Source organism: Rhizobium sp. C104, assembly GCF_022354505.1.
In the GTDB taxonomy this organism is placed as follows: domain Bacteria; phylum Pseudomonadota; class Alphaproteobacteria; order Rhizobiales; family Rhizobiaceae; genus Rhizobium; species Rhizobium redzepovicii.
The window spans coordinates 1090040-1113175 of record NZ_CP092348.1 but is presented as its reverse complement, the minus strand read 5'-3'; the positions used below and the strand labels follow the sequence as shown (position 1 = coordinate 1113175).

General features: G+C 62.1%; 22 protein-coding genes. 11 read left to right on the top strand and 11 right to left on the bottom strand.

What is annotated here, in order from left to right:
- The first annotated feature begins 8 nt into the window (after window positions 1-8).
- From MF410_RS06690 to MF410_RS06670, 5 genes are all read left to right on the top strand, one after another.
- Window positions 9-989: an ABC transporter permease gene (locus tag MF410_RS06690; protein WP_131711024.1), complete on the top strand. Its 981-nt coding sequence runs from the start codon at window positions 9-11 to the stop codon at window positions 987-989.
- Between the two features lie 117 nt (window positions 990-1106).
- Complete coding sequence (locus tag MF410_RS06685) at window positions 1107-2036, top strand: sugar ABC transporter substrate-binding protein (protein ID WP_003540275.1); 930 nt, start codon at window positions 1107-1109, stop codon at window positions 2034-2036.
- A 29-nt stretch (window positions 2037-2065) separates the two neighbouring features.
- Window positions 2066-3544: a sugar ABC transporter ATP-binding protein gene (locus MF410_RS06680; RefSeq protein ID WP_131711025.1), complete on the top strand. Its 1479-nt coding sequence runs from the start codon at window positions 2066-2068 to the stop codon at window positions 3542-3544.
- A gap of 22 nt (window positions 3545-3566) precedes the next feature.
- Window positions 3567-4355, top strand: a complete 789-nt coding sequence (locus MF410_RS06675; protein ID WP_222134660.1) for an SDR family oxidoreductase — start codon at window positions 3567-3569, stop codon at window positions 4353-4355.
- Between the two features lie 227 nt (window positions 4356-4582).
- Window positions 4583-5365, top strand: coding sequence for a glucose 1-dehydrogenase (locus tag MF410_RS06670; protein ID WP_131711027.1), 783 nt, complete (start codon window positions 4583-4585; stop codon window positions 5363-5365).
- Here MF410_RS06670 and MF410_RS06665 read toward each other — a convergent pair.
- From MF410_RS06665 to MF410_RS06645, 5 genes are all read right to left on the bottom strand, one after another.
- Window positions 5355-7112 (bottom strand): biotin carboxylase N-terminal domain-containing protein, encoded by a 1758-nt coding sequence (locus MF410_RS06665; RefSeq protein WP_239620280.1) that lies wholly within the window; start codon window positions 7110-7112, stop codon window positions 5355-5357. The genes MF410_RS06670 and MF410_RS06665 overlap by 11 nt on opposite strands.
- Before the next feature lie 10 nt (window positions 7113-7122).
- Entirely contained in the window at window positions 7123-8754 is a 1632-nt protein-coding gene (locus tag MF410_RS06660; RefSeq protein ID WP_131711029.1) for a 5-oxoprolinase/urea amidolyase family protein, read from the bottom strand.
- A 7-nt stretch (window positions 8755-8761) separates the two neighbouring features.
- Window positions 8762-9568, bottom strand: a complete 807-nt coding sequence (locus MF410_RS06655; protein ID WP_097628525.1) for a putative hydro-lyase — start codon at window positions 9566-9568, stop codon at window positions 8762-8764.
- 20 nt (window positions 9569-9588) lie between these two features.
- Window positions 9589-10353, bottom strand: a complete 765-nt coding sequence (locus MF410_RS06650; protein WP_097628524.1) for a 5-oxoprolinase subunit PxpA — start codon at window positions 10351-10353, stop codon at window positions 9589-9591.
- 123 nt (window positions 10354-10476) lie between these two features.
- Complete coding sequence (locus MF410_RS06645; protein WP_239620278.1) at window positions 10477-11733, bottom strand: NRAMP family divalent metal transporter; 1257 nt, start codon at window positions 11731-11733, stop codon at window positions 10477-10479.
- Between the two features lie 417 nt (window positions 11734-12150).
- Here MF410_RS06645 and MF410_RS06640 point away from each other — a divergent pair, with 417 nt between their 5' ends.
- Window positions 12151-12813, top strand: coding sequence for a GntR family transcriptional regulator (locus tag MF410_RS06640; RefSeq protein WP_097628522.1), 663 nt, complete (start codon window positions 12151-12153; stop codon window positions 12811-12813).
- A 147-nt stretch (window positions 12814-12960) separates the two neighbouring features.
- Here the strand turns inward: MF410_RS06640 and MF410_RS06635 are convergent, their stop codons facing one another.
- Complete coding sequence (locus MF410_RS06635; RefSeq protein WP_097628521.1) at window positions 12961-13728, bottom strand: SDR family oxidoreductase; 768 nt, start codon at window positions 13726-13728, stop codon at window positions 12961-12963.
- A 337-nt stretch (window positions 13729-14065) separates the two neighbouring features.
- Here MF410_RS06635 and MF410_RS06630 point away from each other — a divergent pair, with 337 nt between their 5' ends.
- Genes MF410_RS06630 through mobB form a run of 3 tightly spaced genes read left to right on the top strand, consistent with a single transcriptional unit; the run spans window position 14066 to window position 16131 of the window.
- Window positions 14066-14974, top strand: coding sequence for a DMT family transporter (locus MF410_RS06630; protein ID WP_097628520.1), 909 nt, complete (start codon window positions 14066-14068; stop codon window positions 14972-14974).
- Between the two features lie 9 nt (window positions 14975-14983).
- Window positions 14984-15613, top strand: a complete 630-nt coding sequence (mobA, locus tag MF410_RS06625; protein ID WP_097628650.1) for a molybdenum cofactor guanylyltransferase MobA — start codon at window positions 14984-14986, stop codon at window positions 15611-15613.
- Window positions 15610-16131 (top strand): molybdopterin-guanine dinucleotide biosynthesis protein B, encoded by a 522-nt coding sequence (mobB, locus tag MF410_RS06620; RefSeq protein ID WP_097628519.1) that lies wholly within the window; start codon window positions 15610-15612, stop codon window positions 16129-16131. The genes mobA and mobB overlap by 4 nt, the downstream gene beginning before the upstream one ends.
- Here the strand turns inward: mobB and MF410_RS06615 are convergent.
- From MF410_RS06615 to MF410_RS06605, 3 genes are all read right to left on the bottom strand, one after another.
- A complete protein-coding gene (locus MF410_RS06615) occupies window positions 16063-18228 on the bottom strand; it encodes an ATP-binding protein (protein WP_131711030.1) in 2166 nt (721 codons plus the stop codon). The genes mobB and MF410_RS06615 overlap by 69 nt on opposite strands.
- On the bottom strand, window positions 18203-19714 hold the full coding sequence (locus MF410_RS06610; RefSeq protein ID WP_097628517.1) for an ATPase domain-containing protein: 1512 nt from the start codon (window positions 19712-19714) through the stop codon (window positions 18203-18205). The genes MF410_RS06615 and MF410_RS06610 overlap by 26 nt, the downstream gene beginning before the upstream one ends.
- Window positions 19715-19859: 145 nt before the next feature.
- Window positions 19860-20753 (bottom strand): LysR family transcriptional regulator, encoded by an 894-nt coding sequence (locus tag MF410_RS06605; RefSeq protein WP_097628516.1) that lies wholly within the window; start codon window positions 20751-20753, stop codon window positions 19860-19862.
- Between the two features lie 134 nt (window positions 20754-20887).
- Between MF410_RS06605 and MF410_RS06600 the strand changes: the two genes are divergently transcribed.
- Window positions 20888-21283 (top strand): cupin domain-containing protein, encoded by a 396-nt coding sequence (locus tag MF410_RS06600; protein WP_097628515.1) that lies wholly within the window; start codon window positions 20888-20890, stop codon window positions 21281-21283.
- Window positions 21284-21297: 14 nt separating this feature from the next.
- Window positions 21298-22287 carry an aldo/keto reductase gene (locus tag MF410_RS06595; protein ID WP_131711031.1) on the top strand — a complete coding sequence of 330 codons (990 nt, stop codon included), beginning with the start codon at window positions 21298-21300 and terminating at the stop codon, window positions 22285-22287.
- A 44-nt stretch (window positions 22288-22331) separates the two neighbouring features.
- Here MF410_RS06595 and maiA read toward each other — a convergent pair whose 3' ends face one another.
- On the bottom strand, window positions 22332-22967 hold the full coding sequence (maiA, locus tag MF410_RS06590) for a maleylacetoacetate isomerase (RefSeq protein WP_131711032.1): 636 nt from the start codon (window positions 22965-22967) through the stop codon (window positions 22332-22334).
- Entirely contained in the window at window positions 22964-23116 is a 153-nt protein-coding gene (locus MF410_RS06585) for a hypothetical protein (RefSeq protein WP_165503901.1), read from the bottom strand. The genes maiA and MF410_RS06585 overlap by 4 nt, the downstream gene beginning before the upstream one ends.
- Window positions 23117-23136: the final 20 nt, after the last annotated feature.

Below are 23136 nucleotides of genomic sequence, written 5' to 3'. Positions count from 1 at the left end.
GAGGAGCAATGGTGGCGCTCGATATCAATGAACACAGGCTTTCGTCCGGAGCCTGGCTGAGCAAGCTCAAGGGAGCAACCGGTCCGCTCGTCGGACTGCTCGCGCTGTGCGTCTTTCTGAGCCTGAGCACCGACACGTTTCTTTCGGTTCGAAACGGCCTCAACATCCTCGACCAGATCACCGTTCTCGGCATCATGGCGGTCGGAATGACCTTCGTCATCCTGATCGGCGGCATTGATCTCTCCGTCGGCTCGGCGCTTGCGCTGGCGATGATGGTCATGGGCTGGACCGCCAATGTCGCCGGTCTGCCGCTGCCCATCGGGATCGCCTCTGCGCTGATCGCATCGGCAGTCTCCGGCCTGATCGTCGGACTTCTGGTGACGCAATTCAGGGTACCGGCCTTCATTGCCACGCTTGCGATGATGTCCGCGGCTCGCGGCGTTGCAAACATGATCACCGATGGCCAGCAGATCGTCGGATTCCCCGATTGGTTCATGATGCTGGCAATCGACCGCCATTTCGGCGTCATGACGGCCACGGTATTTTTGATGCTTGCGGTTGTTCTTGCGGCATGGCTGTTCCTGCACTTCCGCTCCGAAGGGCGCATGCTTTATGCGGTGGGCGGAAATCCGGAAGTCGCACGCCTGGCCGGGATCAACGTCCCGCTCGTGACGATATCAGTCTATGTCGTCAGTGCCGTCCTTGCGGGGCTTGCTGGCATCGTGCTCGCCGCTCGGCTGGATTCCGTCCAGCCATCCAGCGGTCTCGGCTATGAGCTGGACACCATCGCCGCTGTTGTCATCGGCGGCACGTCGCTCTCCGGCGGCGCCGGCGGCATCGGGGGAACGCTGATCGGCGTTCTTATCATCGGTGTGCTTCGCAACGGGCTCAATCTTCTCAACGTCTCGCCGTTCCTTCAGCAGGTGATCATCGGCATCGTCATCGTGCTCGCGGTCGGCGCGGAAACCATTCGCAGGCGTCGCGCCTGACGAGCGTGGTCCGCCGCATTGGCGGACCTGGAATTCCGCCCCGAACGTTTGGGGCGGATCAATAACCCAAGGGGGAGGACATACCCGAGGGTCCCATCAAACAACGGAGGAAATACAATGAAAATAGCGCGCACCATGCTCGCGTCTGCCGCCCTGCTCGGCCTCATGCTCGGTCCCGTACACGCTGCGGAACTGAAGAAGCTCGGCCTGGCCGTTGCCAATCTTCAGGCAAACTTCTTCAACCAGATCAAGCAATCGGTCGAGGCCGAAGCCAAGAAGCGCGGCATCGAAGTCATCACGGTCGACGCAAAAGGCGACGGACCGACGCAGGTCAACCAGATCCAGGATCTTCTGACCCAGAAAATCGACGCGCTGATCTACATTCCGGCCGGTGCGGCCGCTGCGACCGTTCCGGTCAAGCTGGCCAAGAGCGCCGGCATCCCGGTCGTCAACGTCGACCGCAACGCCGAGGGTGCACCGGGCGACACCTTCCTCGCAACGGATTCCGTCGCCTCTGCCAAGGCAGTGTGCGACTACATTCTGAAGGAAGCCGGCGGCAAGGGGAAGATGGTCATCATCCACGGCCAGAAGGGCACGACGCCGGAAGTCGATCGCTCGAAGGGCTGCGCTGAATCCCTCAAGGCCTATCCTGACGTGAAAGTTGTCGCTGAGCAGTTCTCCAACATCTGGAGCCAGGACGAAGGCTTCCAGATCATGCAGAACATGCTGCAGGCAAACCCCGACGTTTCGATCGTGTTCGCCCAGGCCGACGGTCTTGCACTTGGCGCCGCGCAGGCGATCAAGGTCGCCAATCCGTCGCAGAAGATCGTCGTTGGCGGCTTCGATGGCGACACTGCAGCTCTCGAAGCCCTCAGCAAGGGCGTCTTCAACGTCACTGCGACACAGCAGACGCAGAAGATGGGCCGTGACGCGGTTGAAAATGCCGCCAAGCTTGTCGCCGGAGAAAAAGTGCCCCCGGTCCAGCTCCTCGATGCCACGCTGACAACCAAGGAAAACGTGGCAGGCTTCATCGCCAACCACCCGTAATGAAGTCGAGGTCTTGAGGAGGTGTGCCAATGACAGATCCGGTTCTTTCCCTGAGGGGCATATCCAAGTGGTACGGGCCGCTCCAGGTGCTGAAGGATGTCAGCTTGGACGTTTATCCTGGCGAAGTGGTTGCACTTCTCGGCGAAAACGGAGCGGGCAAGTCGACCCTGTCCGGCATCATCGCCGGGTCACGCACACCGTCCGAAGGATCAATGACATGGCTGGGGCAGCCTTATGCCCCGGCCACCCCCAGGGAAGCGATCGACAAGGGCGTTGTGCTGATCCATCAGGAACTGCAGCTTCTGCCGCAGCTGTCGATCGCCGAAAACGTCTTCATCGGACGCTGGCCAATGAAGAACGGCGTCGTCGACCGTGCCCAAATGGTTCGCCGGGCCCAGGATCAGCTCGCTCGCTTGAACCTTCACATCCCGGCAACGCGAACGGTCGCCGGCCTTTCCACAGCAAATCAGCAGCTCATCGAGATCGCCAAGGCGCTGGCTCTCGACGCAAAGCTCTTGATCCTCGATGAGCCGACAGCCGCGCTTGGCGGCGCGGAGACGGAAGCCCTCTTCGAACAGGTTCGCAAGCTTCGCTCGGAAGGCGTAGGCATCGTCTACATTTCCCACCGCATGGAAGAGATCAAGCAGATAACCAACCGGATCGTCGTTCTTCGCGACGGGGAGCGGGTGCAGGAATTCTCGGACAGCGCGACCCCGGTGCGAACGATTATCGAGAGCATGGTCGGACGCCCGCTTGACCGCTTGTTCCCCACCCTGCCCGTTCCGACAGACCGTCCAGTCCTGCAGGTGTCCGGGCTGAGCTCGCCCGACAACTCGTTCCGAGACGTTACCTTCGAGGTGCGGGCCGGTGAAATTCTCGGGATAGCCGGCTTGGTCGGCGCCGGCCGCACCGAACTGGTGCGTGCGATTTCGGGCGCAGATCCGATCAGTGCCGGTTCGATCAAGCTGGAAGGCGAGGAACTCAGGCTGCGCGATCCGGCGGACGCGATCGCCAAGGGCATCGTGATGGTTCCGGAAGACCGCAAGGAACAGGGCCTGGTGGTCGGGCACCGGATCAGCGAGAACATTATCTACGCCAATCTCGACAAACTGGGCGGCGGTTGGATTACGCCGAGCGTCAAGCGCTCGTTTGCGCAAAAGGCAGTTGCCAAGTTCGGCGTCAAGGGCCGTGCGGAGCAGTACGCCTCCGACCTTTCGGGCGGCAACCAGCAGAAGGTCGTGATCGCGAAGTGGCTCATGCGTGATCCCAAAGTCGTCGTGCTCGACGAACCGACGAGAGGCATCGATGTCGGCGCTCGCGCAGGCATCTACGACATCATCGTCAATCTTGCCAAACAGGGCGTGGCGGTCATCGTCGTAAGCTCGGACCTCGAGGAAGTTCTCGGAGTCTCCAACCGCATTCTCGTGCTTGCCCAAGGCAAGCAGGCGGGGATCCTCGATCGTGGCCAGGCAAATGACGTCTCGGTCATGGAGCTAGCTACCATCTAAACAGATAGAGAAAGGAAGAGCGGTGTCCGACATCACTCTGAACGCCCCGAAGCTTTTCGATCTCAGCGGCCAGGTTGCCATCGTCACCGGGGCCGGAAGCGGCATCGGGCAGCGCATTGCCATCGGGCTTGCGCAATGCGGCGCCGACGTGGCCCTGCTCGACCGTCGGAGCGACGACGGATTGGCCAGGACGGCTGAACATATCAGCGTCGCCGGCCGCCGCTCGATCCAGATCGCGGCTGATGTTACGAACAAATCTTCCCTTGGAGATGCAGTCGCACGTACCGAAGCCGATCTCGGCACCTTGACGCTTGCCGTCAACGCGGCAGGCATCGCCAACGCGAACCCGGCGGAGGAGATGGAGGAGGATCAATATCAGACGTTGATGGATATCAACCTGAAAGGCATCTTCCTTTCCTGCCAGGCCGAGGCTCGCGCCATGCTGAAGAATGGACGCGGCTCCATCGTCAACATTGCTTCCATGTCGGGTGTGATCGTCAACCGGGGGCTGAACCAGGCGCATTACAACGCCTCTAAGGCGGGCGTGATCCATATGTCGAAGTCTATGGCGATGGAATGGGTCGACCGCGGCATTCGCGTCAACACCATTTCCCCCGGATACACGGCGACGCCCATGAACACCCGTCCGGAGATGGTTCATCAGACCAAGCTCTTCGAAGAGCAGACGCCGATGCAGCGCATGGCAGCGGTCGACGAGATGGTCGGTCCGGCGGTGTTCCTTCTGTCGACTGCGGCAAGTTTCGTCACCGGCGTCGATCTTCTCGTCGACGGCGGTTTCTGCTGCTGGTGATGGATAAGAAGACGCATTGCCGGCGACAGAAAGTGAACCGGTCTCGCTTCCTCCCTGGCTGAGACCGAGGCGCTGAAGGGAGCAACGGGCCAGACGGCGCGCGATATCGCCGCCTGCCCGCCCTTCGCGCTGATCGAACGGCTGTCGCAGCCGCTTGAGCTTCAACAATGACCGTAAGGCAGGCATCCAGATTTGCTGTTTATCGACGATACCGCGAAGGAAAGAGCATGAAACGCTTTGAGCAAAAGACTGTCGTCATTACCGGAGGCAGCCGCGGCATCGGCGCGGCCATCGCCAGGCGTTTTGCCCGCGAAGGCGCCAACCTTGTCGTTTCGGCCAACGAGGATCTGGTCCACGGCGTTGCCGAGCAGATCCGGGCCGAAGGCGGCAAGGCAATCTCCTTCATCGGCGACGTTACCGACAAAACAAGCGTCATCGCCCTCTACGATGCGGCCGAGACGGAATTCGGCTCTGTCGACGTCTCGATCCAAAATGCCGGCGTCATCACCATCGCCCGCGTCGAGGACTTGACCGAGAACGAGTGGGACAAGGTCATGGCCGTCAACACCAAGGGCGTCTTCCTCTGCGCTCAAGAGGCGATATCGCGCATGCGCAAGCACAAGCGCGGCGGCCGCATCATCAACACCGCCTCCGGCCAGGCCCGCGACGGCTTCATTTTTACGCCGCATTATGCCGCCTCGAAAATGGGTGTCGTCGGCATCACCCAGAGCCTGGCCAAGGAAGTCGCGACCGAAAACATCACCGTCAACGCTTTCTGCCCCGGCATCATCGAAACCGACATGTGGGCCTATAACGACCAAGCCTGGGGCAAGCTGCTTGGCAACTACGCCCCCGGCGAACTGATGAAGGAATGGGTCGAAGGCATCCCGATGAAACGCGCCGGCTCCGGCGAAGACGTCGCCGGACTGGTCACCTTCCTCGCCAGCGACGACGCCGCCTACATCACCGGCCAGACGATCAATGTCGATGGCGGGTTGATCATGTCGTAGGTGGAGCGGAGGACACCGGCTCCTCGAAGCGGGCGATTTCCGCTCCCGCCTGAAGATATCCGCCAACTTCTACCTTGATCCAAATCTTGCCTGCCCGCGATGCCGTGACCTGGGTTTCCATCTTCATCGCCTCCATGACGGCGATGAGATCACCGGCAACAACCTCCGCGCCATCTTCGACCTTGAACGCCTGCAGCGTGCCGGAAATCGGTGCGGTTATGGTCGCCGCGTCGTCGGTCCTTGCCGCTGTCGCACCTCCACGACCCGCGCCTGCAAGTCCGCCGAGACCGGCAAGGAGCGCCGCGGGAATGCCGAGTTCATGTCGCTTACCATCGATCTCGACGTGGGTGCGGATCAGGTGGCCATCGGCAACCGGCTCGGGCCGGGCGACGGCCGAAAGCCGATCGGCGAAGCCGGTCTCGATCCAGCGCGTGTGCACCTTGAATCCTGTCTCGCCGATGAATTCTTCTGTCTCGATCGCGGCGCGGTGGAAGGGAAGGACCGTTGCGACGCCCTCGATCCTGAACTCCTTGAGGGCACGGCGGGCGCGGCTCAACGCCTCCTCACGGGTACTGCCCGTGACGATCAGCTTCGCCATCAGCGAATCGAAGGTGCCGGGAACGGTCGAGCCCACGCCGACACCGGTGTCGAGACGGATGCCGGGACCGGAGGGCGCGTCGAAAGCCGTGATCGCGCCGGGTGTCGGCAAGAAGCCACGGCCGGGATCTTCGGCGTTGATACGGAACTCGATCGAGTGGCCACGCGGGGCAGGCGTTTCGGTGACGCGCAACGGCAGGCCATCGGCGATGCGGAACTGCTCGATCACGAGATCGATGCCGGTCGTCTCCTCGGTTACCGGATGCTCGACCTGAAGGCGCGTGTTCACTTCGAGGAAGGAGATCGTACCGTCGACACCGAGCAGGAACTCGACCGTTCCCGCCCCCGAGTAGCCGGCCGCCGCACAGATCTTCTTCGCGGCGTCGTGGATCGACTGGCGCTGAGCGTCGGAAAGAAACGGTGCCGGCGCCTCCTCGACGAGCTTCTGGTTGCGCCGCTGTAGCGAGCAGTCACGGGTGCCGAGAACCAGCACATTGCCATGTTTGTCAGCCAGCACCTGCGCCTCGATGTGGCGCGGACGATCGAGGAAGCGTTCGAGGAAACACTCGCCGCGGCCGAAGGCGGCCTTGGCCTCACGCACGGCGGATTCGTAGAGTTCCGCCACCTCCTCCATCTTCCAGGCGACCTTCAGGCCGCGTCCGCCGCCCCCATGCGCCGCCTTGATGGCAACGGGCAGACCGTGTTTTTCAGCAAAGGCGGTGACTTCCGCAGCGGTCTCGACCGGACCGTCACTGCCAGCGACGAGAGGCGCACCGACACTCAGCGCAATGCGCCGGGCCTCGACCTTGTCGCCAAGGGCTTCGATGACATGCGGATCCGGTCCGATCCAGATGAGGCCTGCATCGATGACGGCTCGGGCGAACTCCGCACGCTCGGACAGGAACCCGTAGCCGGGATGAACGGCGTCGGCGCCCGAACGTTTGGCAATGTCGATCAGCTTGTCGATATCGAGATAGGTTTCCGCCGGACGGCTGCCGGAGAGCCCGTAGGCTTCGTCCGCCAGCTTGACGAAGAGCGCATCCATGTCCGGATCGGCATAGACGGCGACCGATTGCAGGCCGTGGTCGCGACAAGCCCGGATGATGCGCACCGCAATCTCGCCTCGGTTGGCGATCAGGACTTTCTGCATGGATGTCTCCTCACTTATTTCTTGGCGGCCGGGCTTTGGTGTCGGGCACGTGCGGCCGAACATCGGCAAACCTCGTCACGGGCCGGAAGCGTATCTGGGCATTGACCGGGATCTGCCCGGCGAGATCGAGATGATATTCGGCGACCGTGCCGATGACCGGGTAACCGCCGGTCAACGGATGGTCCGCAAGGAAAAGCACCGGCTGGCCGCTATGCGGCACCTGGATCGCGCCGGTTGCGGTTCCCTCGCTCGGCAGCTCCGTCTTGTCCTTACGCTCGATGGCGATGTCGCCGGAAAGACGGATACCGACACGGTTGGACTGCGGGGTCACCTGCCAGAGTTGACCCGAGAAACTGGTGATGGCGGCCTCGGTGAACCAGTCGCTGCGCGGTCCCATGATCACGTCGAGCGTCACGATCTCGCCGGAAGCCGGAAACGCGAAGGCCGGCGCTTCGGAAAGCGATACGCTGCCGAGAGACTGCGTCGCCGTTTGCAGTGTCAAGATCGTCCCTGCCGTGACCGGGTCCGGGCCGATGAAGGCAAGCGTATCGGTCGAGGCGCTGCCGAGCACCGGCTCGACAGTGAGACCGCCGCGGATCGACAAATAGCTTCGCATGCCGCGCGGCGCATGGCCGAGCGTCACCACATCGCCGGGCTCCAGCGAGATGGGCCGATAGGTTTCGGCGGCAATGGTGCGCCCTGAGGCATCGCGGATCGATATCGGACAGGGCGCGCCGGTCAGTGCCATCACCGTCCGGCCCGACGCCTCGAAAGAAAATCCGCCGAGGGTGATTTCGAGGCACGGGGTGCCGGCAGCATTGCCGACCACACGGTTGGCCGCCTTGAGTGCCCGTCGATCGAGCGCGCCTGAGGAGGACACGCCCTGGCCGGTCTTGCCGAAGCGGCCGAGATCCTGAAACAGTGCCGGCATGGGTGCGGCCAGGACCTTTAGTGTGACAGCCCCGCCGGAGACCTCGGCCGGGCCCGCATCTGCGACCTTCGTCGCCAGAGTGGAAATCGCAACCGTCCGCTTTTCGAGATCGAAGAAGCGCACCCGGTAGCCGGGCTGGAACAAGGCCGGCGGATCGCGCGACAGGTCCCACATTTTTTCCAACGTCGTGCCGATGATCTGCCAGCCGCCGGGACTTGCCTGCGGATAGACGCCGGAAAAGGCGCCAGCAAGAGCGACCGATCCCGCCGGAATCCGAGTCCGCGGGCTTTGGCGCCGCGGCACATGCAGCGCGGGATCACCACCGACAAGATAACCGAAACCGGGGGCAAAGCCGCAGAAGGCGACGGTGAAGGTGCTCTCGGTGTGACGACGGATGACCTCTTCGACTGACAGACCGGTCAGTTGCGCCACATCGGCAAGGTCTTCGCCGTCATAGTGAACCGGGATTTCGACGAGCTGGTCGGACGGCGCGATGCGGGCCGAAAGGTCGCGGGTGGCGATCTCGCCGGCAAGCCGTTCCGCGGTGAGCCTTTCTGCGCGAAAGCCGATCATCAGCGTGCGTGCGGCCGGCACTATCTCTTCGATGCCCTCCACCGGATCGGTTTCGAGCGAAGCAAACAGCGCCAGCGTCTGGTCGAGATCGTCGAGTTCGACCAGAAGGGTCGTCAGGTTGACGGGCAGGAAGCGCATCGGATCCTCAGGCGTGATAGGCGGTGTCGGGAATGTCGGTGATGAACATATGCCCCGGCGCATGGGTGATGGCAAAGGGCACGCCGGATGCCATCACGGCGGCCTGCGGGGTCACGCCGCAGGCCCAGAACACCGGGATTTCACCAGGCTCGATACGCACCGGCTCGCCGAATTCCGGCTTCGACAGGTCTCGGATGCCGATTTCTTCCGGCGCGCCGATATGGACAGGTGCGCCGTGCACCGCCGGGAAGCGACCGGAGATGGTCGCGGCATCGGCGACGCGGCTCGCCTTGATCGGCCTCATCGATACGACCAGGTTGCCGCGCAGCCGGCCTGCCGGGCGGCAGGCGCGGTTGGTCAGATACATCGGAACGTTCGACTTGTCGGTGATATGCCGGATCTCGATGCCCGCCTCGGCCATCGACGTTTCGAAGGTGAAGCTGCATCCGATGAGGAAGCTGACGAGGTCGGGGCGTTCCGCCCAGGCCGTCGTCGCATCCGCGATTTCCTCGGCGAGCTTGCCGTCGCGCCAGATGCGATAGAGCGGCAGATCCGTGCGAAGATCGGCCCCCGGAGCCAGAAGCGTCATGTGCGAGCCGGGATCGGAAACGTCGAGCAATGGGCAGGCCTTCGGATTGCGCTGCGCAAAGAGCAGGAAATCGAAGGCCCAGTCGCGCGGCAGGACGATCATGTTTGCCTGGGTAAATCCCGGCGCCACACCCGACGTCGGCTCGGCATTACCGGCCCGATAGCGCCGGCGCGCGAGGCGCGCCGCTTCGGCATCGATGTGACCAAGGTTCTCAATCGCAATCATGGTTTCCTCCAAATGTTTGCTCACGCCGCCAGGAACGAGCGAACGGTGATCCCGTCGGTCTCAAAGGCCTGACGAATCGCCTGGGCGATCGCGACCGCACCGGGGCTGTCGCCATGGACGCAGATCGACTGAGCATCGACCTTGATGGTCGAGCCGTCGATCGCTTCGATCGTACCCTCGTGAGCAAGTTGCAGCATGCGACGGGCGATCACGGTTGTGTCGTGCAGAACCGCGCCCGGTTCACGACGCGAAACGAGTTCCCCGCCGGCCGTATAGGCGCGGTCGGCGAAGGCCTCGGCCACGGTCTTGAGGCCGGATTTGTGCGCGAGTTTGAGGATGGGTGCTCCGGCCAGGCCCATTAGAACCAGGTCCGGATCGATCGCCTTGATGCCGTCGATCACCGCCTGGCCCTGTATTGGATCGTGGGCAATGCGGTTGTAGAGCGCGCCGTGCGGCTTAACGTAGCCGACTACGACGCCCGCAGCAGCGGCGACGCCTTTCAGCGCGCCGATCTGATAAATGACGTCGGCGGTCAGTTCCGGGCTGGTGACGCCCATGTCGCGCCGTCCGAAGCCGACTCGGTCGGGATAGGAAACATGGGCTCCGACCGAAACGCCCCTTTCAGCGGCGGCTTTGACAGTCTTCAGAATGCCGAGCGGATCGCCGGCATGGAAGCCGCAGGCGATATTGGCGCTGGAGACGATGGCCAGCATAGCCGCGTCGTCGCCCATGCCCCAGGCGCCGTAGCTTTCGCCGAGATCGCTGTTCAGATCGATGGCAGTCATGTCAGATCTCCCTGTGAATCACGAACGATGTAGGCCGGGCTGTCCGGAACCGAAAGCGTGATTGATTCAAAAAGTCAGAGCGGGGCCCGGGCGCAAAGGCGCCCGCGCCCTCCTCGTCCCGCGTTACGCGGCAAGCAGCGCGAAGATCGGGCCGATCGACTTGTAGCCCATGTACCAGGTCAGTGCGCAGACCAGTACGCCGAGCACCAGCAGCCAACGCGGATACCGATAGCCTCCCATCAGGTCGGACCGGGCCCAGGCCGCATAGATGAAGATCGACAGGCCGATCGGCAGAATCAGGCCGTTCAGCCCCCCGACGAAGACCAGCATCTGTGCCGGCGGCGTGGTGATGATCACGTAGAAGAACAGCGACACGGCAATGAAGATGACAGTCGCGATGCTGCGGGCCCGTTCGGTGATGTCTCTCTTGAAAATCGTGACGAACGAGACCGACGTGTAAGCGGCACCGATGACTGAGGTGATCGCAGCAGCCCAGAAGATGACGCCGAAGATGCGCAGGCCAATGTTGCCAGTGGCGGCCTGGAAAGCCTGGGCAGCCGGATTCGCACCCGCGCCGGAAACATCGATGACGGCTCCGCCCGCAACCACGCCGAGGACGGCCAGGAAAAGCACGTAGCGCATGAGGCCGGTGACAGCGATGCCCGTCAGCGCTGCACGGTTGACCGCACCGAGATTCTCGATGCCGACCGTGCCCTTGTCGAGCAGTCGGTGGGCGCCGGAATAGGTGATATAGCCCCCGACCGTGCCGCCGACGATGGTGGTGATGGTAGCGAAATCGATGGTGGACGGCAGAAAGGTCTGGAACAGCGCGTCGCCAACCGGCGGCGCCGATGCGAAGGCAACATAGACCGTCAAGGCGATCATCAGGATACCGGCCAGGACAATGAAGCGATCGATCGCCATGCCGGCACGCTTCGACAGGAAGATGCCGATCGAAAGCAGCGCGCTGATCGCCCCGCCAAGCTTCGGATCAAGGCCGATCATCGCATTGATGCCGAGGCCTGTGCCGCCGATGTTGCCGATGTTGAAGAATAATCCGCCGACGATGACGAGAATTGCGAGCAGATAGCCGGAGCCCGGGAGGGCGGCGTTGGCGAGGTCGGAAGCCCGCATCTTCGTCAGCGTGACGATCCGCCAGATATTCAGCTGAACGACGAAATCGATCAGGATATAGGCGAGGATCGCGAAGGCGAAGGCCGCACCGAGTTTTGTTGTGAACGTCGCCGTCTGGGTGATGAAGCCCGGACCGATGGCAGACGTGGCCATCAGGAAGATGGCCGCCACGAGCGCAGCGCGGCGCGACTTGGCCGACATCCGCGCCGGCGCAACGGTTGTCATTGAAATTGCTGACTGTTCCATGAACCCCTCCTTATGTGCAGGCCGACGCCGAGATCTCGGCGGGCTGCCTAGGTTTGTTGACAGCATCACGGTGACACGTTTTACAATTCTGTCAAGATTGTTCAACGATTTTGCTGTATCGTTCTACCAAATAACCGCAATTCGGCCGCAACAAACGCACTTGGACCAGGTGTCCTTTATTGTTGCAAGTTCCGGCCACATCCGAAGTGGCTCTTGCCTCCTTTCGTGCATCAACGATAAGGAACGGGTTGCGGGGGCTTTCACTTTCTGTCTGCCCGAGGGGCCATGTACGGCGTCTGGCGTTGCCCCAGTCCGCGTGGTCAAGCCACTCCTCTTATGGCTCCCGGAGATGCAAACCGCTATACCGGTGCGCAAGGGCGCGGAGGTTTCACTCGTGTCTGTGCATTAGGGGATTTGATGGTCGAACAAAATATCACATCGGCGCTCGCGCCGCGCCTGGCGGAGGAAATCCGCGACAAACTGATTGCTGGCGAATTGAAGCCGGGCCAGCGCCTTTCCGAGACAGCGCTAAGTGCCGGTCTGGATGTGTCGCGCAACTCTTTGCGTGAGGCATTCCGGCTTCTGACAAAAGAAGGGCTCTTGCGGCACGAGCCCAATCGCGGCGTTTTTGTCGCCACACCCAGTATGGCCTCGATCATCGACATCTATCGCGTGCGCCGTGTGATCGAATGCCAGGCGCTCGCCAAGGCGTATCCCAACCATCCGGCGGTGGCACGAATGCGCGCGGCAGTCACGCGTGCCAAGCTCGCGCGCGAGGCCAAGGATTGGGGTATGGTCGGCAGTGAGAACATGGTCTTTCACGCGGCGATCGTAGATCTCGCCGACAGTCACCGTCTGAACACCTTCTATGCGCAGATCGCCGCAGAGCTGCGCCTCAGCTTCGGCCTGCTCTCCGATCCCGAGCTGTTGCACGCTCCCTACGTCGATCTTAATGCGGCAATCCTTGAAAAGCTTGAGGCAGGGATGACGGCCGAAGCCTCCGCGGCACTTGAGGCGTATCTGATGCAGTCCGAGCGCACTGTTCTGGCCGCTTTCTCGCGAATTGGCGGCGCCAAATGAATTGCACGCTCGGCCGCGCGTTTCGATGCCGCTTAAAGGACGATTCGTCTCTGGTTGCGACAATAGCCCCGCGGCGCATGGCCATCGGTGGCGGATGGATTTCAACAGGTCCGCGGCCATAGGCTGCCGATCCCGCCCTCGCCCATCCTACGTCCGGCTGATCGAAACCCCACCATCGGCGAGCATCGCCGTCCCCGTCACGAAGCTCGACAGATCAGACGCAAGGAAGAGCGCCGCATTGGCGATCTCTTCCGGCTGCGCCATGCGCTTCAGCGCATGCAGCCCCTCGACGAAGGCGAGCAGTTCCTCGGTCGCGTCAGGCGCGTTGGTGATGCTGGCCGGCGTGTCAGTGCCGCCGGGCAGCAGGGCGTTGACGCGGATGTTCCGCCGGCCGAGTTCGGCGGCGAGCACCTGAACGAAGCCGATCAACCCCGCCTTGCTCGCCGCATAGGCGGCCATGCCCGGCATGCCGGCGGTGTGGCCGACGAAGGTGGAGGTGAAGATCAGCGATCCGCCGCCTTTTCCCATCGCTGCCGACTGGTATTTGGCGCCGACGAAGGCCGCGGTGAGATTGGTCTCGATCGTCTCGCGCCAGCCCTCCGGCGACAGTTCCGCCACCGGCCCCATCTCGCCGAGAATGCCGGCATTGTTGAAACCGATGTCGAGTCCGCCGAAGCGGGAGACAGCCGTTTCACTAAGCCTGGCCTGCAGCCCCTCGTCCCTGATGTCGCCCGATATTGCGACGGCCTGCCCACCCTCCGCCTCGATTTCGGCGACGACGGCGTCGAGCGCCTCTTGTCGCCTTCCGGTGACCACGAGCTTGGCGCCCTCCCGTGCAAAGAGTTTCGCCGCGGCGCGGCCAATGCCGGAGCTTGCGCCGGTGATGATCGCGACCTTGTCGTTCAGAAGTCTCATGTCCGTTTCTCCTCAATTGTCGAGGCATCCGGAATCTCAAACATCGGGCGATGCAGCCACCCGTTTCCCGCGCGGACAAACGAAAACCGCCGACAGCCGATGCTTTCGGCCAACGATCAGCCCCTCGCAGCAGCGGACAAAAGCCTCGACGCCGCATCGGAATATCGAAATTCGCGTTGCAAAACGCCGCCTTGCCGGACTTTCCACATACGCAGCTGCCGCAGCGTCAGCGCCATTGTGCGCTGCACCATCGATTTATCCAGCGTGTGACATTCATCCGATTCCCTTGATTGTTCTTCCCGATTAAGAAGGGACGCACACGTAAGGGAATCTCTTCATGCCGCGGTCACGCAATACTGAGGGCGCCATCTATATGAGCATGGCGATGGCCGGGTTTTCCGCGAGCGACGCTCTCTCCAAATCGGTGATCGCCTCCATGAACGCCGGCGAAATCATGTGCCTGCGCGGCCTCTTCACCAGCTTGCTCGTCTATCTGATCGCCTGGAAAATGGGCGCTCTGCGCTCCTGGCGCGTCGTGCTGAAGCCGATCATCATCCTCCGCATCGTCTGCGAGATGTTCTCCGCCGTCACTTATATCACCGCGCTCGGCATGATGCCGATCGCCAATGCCTCGGCGATCCTGCAGTCGCTGCCGCTGGTCGTCACCTTCGGCGCTGCGCTTTTCTTCAATGAGCCCGTCGGCTGGCGGCGCTGGTCGGCGATCCTTGTCGGCCTGGTCGGCGTGATGATCATCATTCGCCCAGGTCCGGAAGGATTCACCGCTGCCGCCCTGCTCTGCGTCGGCGCGGTGCTGACGACGGCCGGCCGCGATCTCGCCACCCGCTCGATCGATCCGGAGATTCCCTCGCTGATGATCACCGTCATCACCGCCATCTCCATCTCCTTTTTCGGCGCTTTGCTCATCCCGGTGCTCGGCGGCTGGCAACCGGTCAGCGCCACGTCGCTCGGTCATCTTCTGCTTGCCTCGGTGCTTGTGCTCGTTGGCTACCAGTCGGTCATCCTCGCCATGCGCACCGGCGAAATTTCCTTCGTCGCGCCGTTTCGCTATACGAGCCTCATCTTTTCCTCGCTGCTCGGCTTCTTCTTCTTTGCCGAAGTGCCTGACAGCTGGATGCTTGTGGGTGCTGCGATCGTCATCGCTTCTGGCCTCTATACGTTCTATCGTGAAGCCAAGCGCCGCGTGCCGCCGATCGCGCAGGAATCTGCGCCGCGCTCACCGGTTTGAGGTAGGATTATGACTGAATTCTCGCTCGGCAGATCCGATATAGCAGGCGTCGTGCTGGCCGGCGGCCGCTCGCAGCGAATGGGCAGCGACAAGGCGGGCGCAATGCTCGGGGCCGAAAGCCTGCTCCGACATGTCCTGACCCGCCTCTCGCAGCAAGTCCTCTCTGTTGCCGTCAATGCCGATGCCACCGCCGAGGATGTGCCTGCAGTCCCCGACCATTTTCCCGGCAAGGCCGGGCCATTGGCCGGCATCCATGCGGCGATGGTCTATGCTGCCGGCCTTCCCGGGATCACCCATGTCGTCACCGTCTCGGTGGATTGCCCGTTCTTCCCGGCCGATCTCGTCGCCCGGCTGGCGGCAGCGCTCGAGCGCCCGTCGCAGATCGCCATCGCCGCCTCCGAGGGCCGCAGCCATCCCGTCTTTGGGCTCTGGCCGGCGATACTCGCCGCCGACCTCGAAGCCTGGATCGTCACCGACGAAAAGCGCCGCGTGCGTGACTTCCTGTCACGGCATGACGTTACGGAAGTATCATTTCCGCTGCATCCGACCCGCGCCAGCCTGCTCGATCCTTTCTTCAACATCAACACGCCGGATGATCTCGTCGAAGCCGAACGCTGGTTGGAGGCCCTTCGCGCATGACCGCACCCAAAATCTTCGGCATCGCCGGCTGGAAGAACTCGGGCAAGACGGGGCTCGCCGTCCGGCTGGTGACGGAATTCACCCGCCGTGGCTACCGGATCTCGACGATCAAGCATGCCCATCATGATTTCGATATCGACAAGGTCGGCGCCGACAGCTACCGCCACCGCGAGGCCGGCGCCCATGAGGTCACCATCGTCTCCGGCACCCGCTACGCCATCATGCATGAGCTGCGCGGCGCGCCCGAACCGGAATTCGAGGAGATCCTTGCGCGTCTTGCGCCCTGCGATCTCGTGCTGATCGAAGGCTACAAGCGCGAGCCGATCCCGAAGATCGAGGCCCGCCGGCTGGAAGCCGCCAATCGCCAGCCGCTGGCGTCGAGCGATCCCCATATCTGCGCCATCGCCGCCGATCACGCCGTTACGGATACAGCCCTGCCGGTCTTCGATCTAGACGACACAGGCGCCATCGCCGATTTCATCGCCGGCACCGTTGGCCTTGGACAGGCGAAGCTTTGAACCACCTGCGTCGCCGCCGGATCTAAGAAGCGGAGCCGTTTCGCTTGCCATCGCCTTGGCGATTTCCTTGGCGAGTTGAGACTGATCATAGGGCTTTGCCAATCTCGGAAGATCTATATCGGTGCCGGCAGGAAGATCGGCGTAACCTGTCGCCAGCACGATCGGCAACGCCGGATGAATGTCCCGTGCGGCCCGGGCAAGCTGTGCGCCGGTCATACCAGGCATCGAATAGTCGGTTATGACAAGGTCGAAATGCTGACCGCTGCTGATCAGTTCCAGCGCCTGCGCGCCGGAGTTTGCTTCGACGACCTCGTGGCCAAGATCTTCAAGCATGTCGACCGAACTCATGGCGATCAAAGCATCGTCATCGACGAGCAGGATCTTAAGTCTGGATGCAGCTTGGGGAACGGGCAGTTCGGCTTCGATCGCCCGCTCGGGGCGCCGTTCGGTCGCCGGAAGCCACAATTCAGCGGTCGTTCCGACTCCAAGTTCGCTTGTCAGCCGAAGTGCGCCATTCAGCTGAACGGAAAGTCCGTGGATCATCGATAAGCCGAGGCCCGTGCCTTTTCCGAGTTCCTTGGTCGAGAAAAACGGATCTATTGCCTTCTTCAGCGTCTCCGCGTCCATGCCGGTGCCGCTGTCGGCCACCGCCAACACCAGATAGGCGCCCTTGTCGAGAATGCCGTCATCGCCGGCCACCTGCGCATCACGCAGCGATATGGACAGCGTCCCGCCATCCGGCATCGCATCGCGGGCATTGACCGCAAGATTGAGTAGCGCCAATTCCAGCTGGTTCGCATCGACCAGCGCCGGCGGCAGCGTCGCCGGCAGGTTGGTTTCGATGCTGATCGAGGGTCCGACCGAACGCCGCAACAGGTCGTTCATGCCGGAGACCAGCTCGGCCAGATCGACGGGCTTGACCTGCAGATCCTGCTGTCTGGCAAAAGCCAGCAGCCGCTGCGTCAGCGCCGCCCCGCGCCGCGCGCCCTGAATCGCCCCGTCGACCAGACGCGTCGCCTTGCCATCTCCGGCAACATGCTTGCCGAGCAACTCCAGATTTCCGAGAACGACCATCAGCAGATTGTTGAAATCGTGTGCGACGCCGCCGGTCAGTTGGCCGATCGCCTCCATCTTCTGCGATTGGCGAAGCTGCTCCTCGGCTCTTTCACGCTGGGCGACTTCCTCGAGCAGAGTCTGGTGAGCGGCGTTGACCTCTTTGGTCCGTTCCCTCACACGCTCTTCGAGGTTCTCATTGAGCCGTTTCAGATTTTCCTCGATGGTCTTGCGGACGGTGGTATCGGAGCAGACGCCGACGAGTTTCCTGGCGGAACCATATCTGTCGGAATAGAGCTGCGCGTGGACCTCGGTCCAATGCAGCGATCCATCCGGCCAGATCGTCCTGTGCTCGATCGAATAGTCGCGTCCAGTATCGATCGTCTGGCGCAGGCGTGCCAGCACACTATCCCGGTCGTCGGGGTGGATGCTTGCGATCAGATCGTCGCGCGTGACATCGTCATCCGGCCCTCGGCCGAAGACCGCTTTGCAGGTCGCCGAAGCAGACAGGGCCATCGAGGACAGCTCCAGCTCCCACGCCCCGAGACGACCGGCGGCAAGCGCCGTCTGCAACCGTCGTTCTCCCTCGCCCAGAGCCTCGAGCCGGGCTCGCGCTTCATATTGGCGCAGGCGCCCCTTCAATGCGGTCCGGGCAACGCTGATGAAGGAGGTCGCATGGAACGGCCTTTCCAGGAATGTGACGTTGCCAAGAACCTCGGAAAGCCTGGCAGCGGCGGGATTTCGCTCAGGTCCTCCACCGCGTTGAGTGAGGACGATGAACGGCAGGTCCGACCAGCTCGGTTGGGCCGAAACCCAAGCGGCAATCGGCTTGAGATCGCTTGAGCGAACGGCCTCTTCCGTCAGCACGCCAAGCGCAATGTCATCGCTGAGCAATGACGCGAACATAGGCAGGTCAGTGGCAGCAATCGATGCCAATCCGGCCTCATCGACCAACGATCTCGCCACCCAGGCATCGCGACCGGCAGGCGTGTAGATCAATGCTTTCGGTTTGCCGGAATTAGGAATTGCCGCTATCCCCGCCATCGGTCGCGAGGAGCGGCGTTGAGGTCGTGACAAATTCGGGAACGCCGCGAAGCACGCCCTGGAACCCCACGAGAGGATCACCTAACCTCAGGCCGGAACCGTCGATACGATATTCCCGGATGGTATCCTCGTGAAAGCCGGTCCTCTTCTTGATCACCGAGACCGCACGCCGCACCTTTCCCGCAGCCTCGAAGTAGCGCAGCAGAATGACGGTGTCGGCGAGATAGGTGACGTCGACGGGCGCCTTCATATCACCGACCAAGCCGTGCTGGGCAACGGTGAGGAAGGTGTTGGCGCCTTGCCTGTTCAAATATTGCAGCAACTCATGCATATGAAGAATTAACGAATTCTCATCCGGCATCGAAGCCTGATAACCGTTGATACTGTCGATGATGACGGTTTTCGCATCCGACTTGTCGACGCAATTGCGCACGCGGTGGGCGAATTCGCCCGGCGACAGTTCGGCGGCATCGAGCTGTTCGATGTGAATATAGCCCGCGTTTCGCATGGCTTCGAGATCCATTCCGAGCGCCTTCAGCCGCGTGAAGAGCAGGCCCAGCTCCTCGTCAAAAATGAAGGCCGCCACTTTCTCGCCGCGCGCAACCGCAGCCATCAGGAATTGAAACGAAAACGTGCTTTTGCCGGTGCCGGCAGGACCAAGGATGAGCGTACTGGAACCTCGCTCAAGGCCACCTCCTAAAAGAAGGTCCAGTTCTGGAATATTGCAGGAAATCTGATCACGGGCGTAATTCGACCTGTGTTCGGCGGCGACGAGCCGCGGAAAGACGATAACGCCACCAGTCTGGATGATGAAATCGTGATAGCCGCCGCGGAAGGCCTGTCCGCGATATTTTATGACCCTCAGACGTCGGCGTTCGGAGCCGTAGCTCGGTGCCATCTCTTCGAGATGGATGACGCCGTGCACGACGCTGTGCACTGTCTTGTCGAGCACCTCGGACGTCAGATCATCGAGCAGAAGCACTGTCGCGCCTTGTCGGGCAAAATAATGTTTGAGCGCCAGGATCTGGCGGCGGTAGCGCAGTGAACTTTGCGCGAGCAACCTTATCTCCGACAGACTATCGAGAACCACGCGACGTGGCTTAATCCGCTCGAAAGCGGCAAAGATTTCCTTTGTCGTCTCTCCGAGTTCAAGATCCGACGAATAAAGCAGGCTCTGCTGCTGGTCGGCATCCAGCAGGCTTTCCGGAGGCACGACCTCGAAGACCTCGATATTGCCATCGATCACCATGCCGTGAGATGCGGCACCGGCCCGAAGTTCGCTCTCGGTTTCCGAAAGGGTGATGTAGAGCCCCTGCTCGCCGAGCCGTGCACCTTCGATCAGGAACTGCAGCGCAATCGTCGTTTTGCCAGCTCCCGGATTTCCCTCCAGGAGGAAAACGTGCCCCGGCGAAAGCCCCCCGGCCAGAACTGTATCCAAACCGGACACGCCGGTCCGGGCTTTCGTGGCAGGTGCCGCAGTATTCATTCACTGTTTCCTTCAATTTCAAGTGTGAATTAGCGGCGAACGAAGGAATGTCAAATCACTGGCAGGCATGATTTCGCTTCCGCCAAGAGCCGATCACCAGTGGTTCGGATATATGCCTGTCCGGGCGGTGCGAAACGGCGAGCGCTTATGCTCGATAGCGAAGTGCATCGACGACGAGGGCAAATGCCGGCGACGTATGCCGGCGGCTCGGATAGTAGAGATGGTAGCCGGAAAACGGCGGGCACCAATCCTCGAGGACGCGCACCAGTCGTCCATCGGCCAGATGCGCCTCGACCAAGTTCTCCGGCATGTATGCCAGCCCCAGACCTGCCAGTACTGCGTTCAGCCGCAGCGCTATATTGTTGAAAACCAATTGCCCTTCGACCCGAACTCTGAGCTCGCGCCCGTCCTTTTCGAACTCCCATGCATAAACGCTGCCATAGGTCGGCAGGCGCAGATTGATGCAATTGTGATCTGTAAGGTCCTGCGGCGTCAGCGCCTTCGGCCTGGTGTCGAAATAGGCGGGAGCGCCGACTACGGCCATGCGCATGTCGGGGCCGATGCGCACCGCAATCATGTCCTTCGCTACCTGTTCTCCAAGCCGCACCCCTGCATCGTAGCGCTCCGCGACGATGTCGGTCAGACCGTAGTCGACGATGATTTCGACATTGATATCGGGATATTCAGGCAGGAGCTTTGCCAAGGCGGGCCAAAGGACGGCATTGGCCGCATGCTCGCCCGCATTGATGCGAATGGTGCCTGCCGGCTTCTCCCGAAACGCGCTTAAGGCGGCCAGCTCGCTCTCGATCTCGTCGAGGCGCGGCCCGATGGAGACGAGCAGGCGTTCGCCGGCCTCTGTCGGCGCGACGCTGCGGGTCGTGCGTGTCAGCAATCGCAGTCCAAGTCGCTCCTCGAGCCCGCGGATGGTGTGGCTGAGTGCCGATTGCGACACACCCAGCTTACCCGCCGCCTTTGTGAAGCTCTGTGCGCGTGCAACGGCGAGGAAGGCGATGAGGTCGTTGACGGCGGGGCGCGGCATTTATGAAACTTTCTCATGGGTTCTTGCCGTTTATACCATCTAATCGCGATCAGGCGCACGCCCTAAATACCTTTTCACTCGAGTGGACATGTCCACCCCGACATCGAAAGCCCGACATCGAAAGGAAGACAAGAATGGATATCAAGCGAAGCGGTTCGCAACCTTCGGCAAACGGACCAGCCGATTGGTTTACCGGCAGCGTGCGTGTCGACCCGCTGTTTGCCGTGACCAGCCCCGCACGTGCGGCCGGCGCCAGCGTCACCTTCGAGCCCGGAGCCCGCACCGCCTGGCACACCCATCCGCTCGGCCAGACGCTGATCGTCACGTCGGGTTGCGGTCGCGTGCAGCGCGAGGGCGGCCCCGTCGAGAAGATCCGCGCCGGCGACGTCGTCTGGTTCGCCCCGGGTGAACGCCATTGGCACGGCGCATCGCCGACGACGGCGATGACCCATATCGCCATCCAGGAACAGCTCGATGGCAAGGTTGTCGACTGGCTGGAGCATGTCACCGACACGCAATACCAAGGTTAGAAAAGGAAACTTCTATGCAGAAACGTGAGCTTGGAAAGAGCGGACTTCATGTCTCGGCCATCGGTCTCGGCTGCATGGGGCTGAGTTACGGTTATGGCCCGGCGACAGGTATTCAGGAAGCGACAGCACTAATCCAGCGGGCATTCGAACGCGGCGTGAACCTCTTCGACACGGCCGAGGCCTATGGCCCCTACAAGAACGAAGAGCTTCTGGGAGAGGCGCTTGCCCCCTTTCGCAACGAGGTGGTGATCGCCACAAAATTCGGTTTTAACTTCGATGCCAATGGTGGCCAGAGCGGCATGAACAGCCGCCCGGAACAGATCCGCGCGGTGGCCCACCAGGCGCTGAAGCGCTTGAAGACCGATGTCATCGATCTGTTCTACCAGCATCGCGTCGATCCGGATGTTCCGATCGAGGACGTCGCCGGCACGGTCAAGGCGTTGATCGCGGAAGGCAAGGTCCGGCATTTCGGACTCTCCGAAGCCGGCGCCCAGACGATCCGGCGCGCCCATGCCGTCCAGCCTGTGACGGCGCTGCAGAGCGAATATTCGCTCTGGTGGCGCGAGCCCGAGCAAGAGATCCTGCCGGTGCTGGAGGAACTCGGAATCGGCTTCGTGCCGTTTAGTCCGCTCGGCAAGGGCTTCCTCACCGGCGCGATCAGCGAAACCACAACCTTCGACAGCAAGGACTTTCGCAACATCGTTCCGCGGTTTTCGGCAGACGCGCGAAAGGCCAACCAGGTGCTCGTCGATCTCCTCGCAGAGATCGCTGCGCACAAGAAGGTCACCCCGGCCCAGGTGGCGCTCGCCTGGCTGCTGGCGCAGAAACCCTGGATCGTACCGATCCCCGGCACCACCAAACTGCATCGGCTTGACGAGAACATCGCAGCCGCCGAGGTCGAACTTACTGTTGAGGATCTCGGCAATATTGAAAGCGCGCTCGCCACCATCAAGGTGAAAGGCGATCGTTATCCCGCGCATCTGCAGGCAAGGGTCAACCGCTGAGAACAGAAGCGGCCGCCATCGTTTGCGGCCGCTTCTTCATCGCGTCATCGTCTCGGCGCCGGCGCGTTCTCCTGGAAAGCCGGGATTGTCTCGAGCCTGCCGACAATCTCGGCAATACTGGGCCACCGGGCGAGATCGAAGCCCATGCGTCGGGCGCTGATCGCCTGCGGGAAGAGAAAGATATCGGCAACGCCAGGCCGGTCGCCGACGGCGAAGGCGCCCGGCCTCCGGCCGGCAATCATCGTCTCCACAGCCGCCATTCCCTCGCCGACCCAATGGCGGCTCCAGCCGGCGATGGCATCGGCATTGGCCTGGAAGGTCGTTTTGAGATGCAGCCCGATCCGCGGCGGCAGCAGCGCATGGATCTCGGCGGCGATCGCCAGGGCGATCGACCGCGCCAGCGCCCGGCCCTCCGCTGTGTCGGGCAGCAGGGCCGGTTGCGGCTGGACCTCGTCGAGATATTCGACGATCGCCAGCGACTGGGTGATGAGAACGCCATCATCCGTCAGCAAGGCCGGCACCAGCCCTTGCGGATTGACGCTGCGATATCCGGCCTGCCGGCTCTCGGCCTCTTCGCCGAGAATGGAGATCGGCAGCACCTCGGCCGTCAGCCCCTTAAGGGCGAGCGCGATCCGAACTCTTGAGGTCGCCGAGGAAATTTCGTTCTGATAGAGTTTCACTGTCTTTCTCCCTGATGGCCTGAAGAGGAAACCGTGGACGCCGCCGTCACAAGGCCGGCGAGCGGCGAAGGCTCCCGCGAACTTACGTCGTAGATGCAGGGCGCGGCGAAGACCGTCGCGCCCAGAATGCAGATGATCATCAATCGCATCAAAACCTCCATCGGCGAGG

What these genes read in the sequence shown, in the direction of transcription:
- MF410_RS06690 (WP_131711024.1), top strand. Translation starts at nt 9, where the DNA reads ATGGTGGCGCTCGATATCAATGAACACAGGCTTTCGTCCGGAGCCTGG.
- MF410_RS06685 (WP_003540275.1), top strand. Translation starts at nt 1,107, where the DNA reads ATGAAAATAGCGCGCACCATGCTCGCGTCTGCCGCCCTGCTCGGCCTC.
- MF410_RS06680 (WP_131711025.1), top strand. Translation starts at nt 2,066, where the DNA reads ATGACAGATCCGGTTCTTTCCCTGAGGGGCATATCCAAGTGGTACGGG.
- MF410_RS06670 (WP_131711027.1), top strand. Translation starts at nt 4,583, where the DNA reads ATGAAACGCTTTGAGCAAAAGACTGTCGTCATTACCGGAGGCAGCCGC.
- MF410_RS06665 (WP_239620280.1), bottom strand. Translation starts at nt 7,112, where the DNA reads ATGCAGAAAGTCCTGATCGCCAACCGAGGCGAGATTGCGGTGCGCATC.
- MF410_RS06660 (WP_131711029.1), bottom strand. Translation starts at nt 8,754, where the DNA reads ATGCGCTTCCTGCCCGTCAACCTGACGACCCTTCTGGTCGAACTCGAC.
- MF410_RS06655 (WP_097628525.1), bottom strand. Translation starts at nt 9,568, where the DNA reads ATGATTGCGATTGAGAACCTTGGTCACATCGATGCCGAAGCGGCGCGC.
- MF410_RS06650 (WP_097628524.1), bottom strand. Translation starts at nt 10,353, where the DNA reads ATGACTGCCATCGATCTGAACAGCGATCTCGGCGAAAGCTACGGCGCC.
- MF410_RS06645 (WP_239620278.1), bottom strand. Translation starts at nt 11,733, where the DNA reads ATGGAACAGTCAGCAATTTCAATGACAACCGTTGCGCCGGCGCGGATG.
- MF410_RS06640 (WP_097628522.1), top strand. Translation starts at nt 12,151, where the DNA reads ATGGTCGAACAAAATATCACATCGGCGCTCGCGCCGCGCCTGGCGGAG.
- MF410_RS06635 (WP_097628521.1), bottom strand. Translation starts at nt 13,728, where the DNA reads ATGAGACTTCTGAACGACAAGGTCGCGATCATCACCGGCGCAAGCTCC.
- MF410_RS06630 (WP_097628520.1), top strand. Translation starts at nt 14,066, where the DNA reads ATGCCGCGGTCACGCAATACTGAGGGCGCCATCTATATGAGCATGGCG.
- mobA (WP_097628650.1), top strand. Translation starts at nt 14,984, where the DNA reads ATGACTGAATTCTCGCTCGGCAGATCCGATATAGCAGGCGTCGTGCTG.
- mobB (WP_097628519.1), top strand. Translation starts at nt 15,610, where the DNA reads ATGACCGCACCCAAAATCTTCGGCATCGCCGGCTGGAAGAACTCGGGC.
- MF410_RS06615 (WP_131711030.1), bottom strand. Translation starts at nt 18,228, where the DNA reads ATGGCGGGGATAGCGGCAATTCCTAATTCCGGCAAACCGAAAGCATTG.
- MF410_RS06610 (WP_097628517.1), bottom strand. Translation starts at nt 19,714, where the DNA reads ATGAATACTGCGGCACCTGCCACGAAAGCCCGGACCGGCGTGTCCGGT.
- MF410_RS06605 (WP_097628516.1), bottom strand. Translation starts at nt 20,753, where the DNA reads ATGCCGCGCCCCGCCGTCAACGACCTCATCGCCTTCCTCGCCGTTGCA.
- MF410_RS06600 (WP_097628515.1), top strand. Translation starts at nt 20,888, where the DNA reads ATGGATATCAAGCGAAGCGGTTCGCAACCTTCGGCAAACGGACCAGCC.
- MF410_RS06595 (WP_131711031.1), top strand. Translation starts at nt 21,298, where the DNA reads ATGCAGAAACGTGAGCTTGGAAAGAGCGGACTTCATGTCTCGGCCATC.
- MF410_RS06585 (WP_165503901.1), bottom strand. Translation starts at nt 23,116, where the DNA reads ATGCGATTGATGATCATCTGCATTCTGGGCGCGACGGTCTTCGCCGCG.